We start from the raw sequence: 1,486 nt of genomic DNA on the forward strand, positions 1-1,486 counted from the left end.
GGCCGGCCGGGTGGTGATGGAAACCATCGACGCCGGGGACATCCTGGAAGACGGCGAAACCTTCGGCGGCCAGTCCCGCCTGTCCTATTCCAGCAACGGCAACACCGCCCAGGGCTCGCTGACGCTTGCGGGGCGAAGCGGCGGCTTTGAAATCCTCGGCTACGCCAAGCGCTCCACCGGCGACAATTTCGAGGACGGCGACGGCATTGAAGTCACCGGTTCCGGCGCAAACCTGACCGCGGGCCTGTTGAAATTCGCTTATGAAGGCGATCAAGGCGACCGCATCGAACTGTCGCTGCAGGAAGTACAGGACAATGAAATCCGCAACTTCCAGCCCAACTTCGGCGCCAGCAGCCGCGGCTTTGCGCCCTATTACACCAAGCGCCGCATCGCCTCGCTGCGCTATGAAAGCGGAAACGAGACCGGCCTGTGGGATCCGTCGGCAACCCTCGGCTTCTCGGAAATCAACGTCGACCGCCCCTCCGACCCGTTCGGCGATTCCACTGCGACCAGCTCCAACACCTATTCGCTGACGCTGCAGAACGACTTCCACCTGTCCGACAGCAACACCATCACCGCCGGGGTGGATTACCAGGAGCGCGAAAGCTCTGTGAACGCCACCTGGACCAACGGCAAAACCGGTGAAGAAAGCAAGAACATCGGCATCTTCGCCCAGGCCCGGCTGGAACCCACCGACCGGCTCAGCGTTTCCGCAGGCCTGCGCTATGACTGGCAGGACTTCACCGGCCAGGATTTCGCCCAATCCGGCACCGCCTTCACCGGCTCAGCCTCCGGCGCAAGCGGCAACCTGTCGCTGGTCTATGATCTGACCGACTCCCTGTCGCTGCGGGCTGGTTATTCCAACGTCTTCGGCGGCTATGATCTGGAGGACAACTTCCTGTTCTACCAGGCGTGGGACTACTCGAATCTGCAATCCTCACGCGCCAGGAACATCGTCGTCGGTGCCGACTGGCAGCGCGGCAACTGGACCTTGGGCGGTGAGCTGTTCAAGACCAATATCGACAACGTACGCGAAGTGTCCCGCGCCGGTGCCGTAGGTGGCAACGACTTCGAAAGCAAGGGCTTCAACATCGCCGCCACCTATGGCTGGGACAGCGGCTTCGCCCGCTTCACCATGAATAACAGCGATGTGTCCTTCAACGGCGGCCCGGCGGAAAGCTTCTACCTGGTCGACTCCGGCACCCCGATCGGCAAGGTGCTGGCGTTTGAGGTGCAGCAGGAAATCCCCACCATGAACCTGCTGGTCGGCGGCAGCGTCGAGGCCGCACTGTCCAACGACAACGGTGTCAGCGAAACCTACACCCAGAAACAGCCGGGCTACGGCGTGCTGAACCTCTTTGCCGAATACAGCCCGCCGTCGCTGAACGGGCTGACCATCCGCGCCGGGATCGACAACGTGTTCGACAAGACCTACGCCGACCGCGCCACCTATGGCACCGAATACACCTCCTCGACGATCACTGCG

General features: G+C 62.2%; 1 protein-coding gene. It reads left to right on the forward strand.

What is annotated here, in order from left to right; all coding sequences use genetic code 11:
• Window positions 1-1,486: TonB-dependent receptor domain-containing protein (locus RA24_RS21455; RefSeq protein ID WP_052269651.1), on the forward strand; the 1,486-nt coding region annotated here is incomplete at both ends.

Source organism: Leisingera sp. ANG-M6, assembly GCF_000813905.1.
In the GTDB taxonomy this organism is placed as follows: domain Bacteria; phylum Pseudomonadota; class Alphaproteobacteria; order Rhodobacterales; family Rhodobacteraceae; genus Leisingera.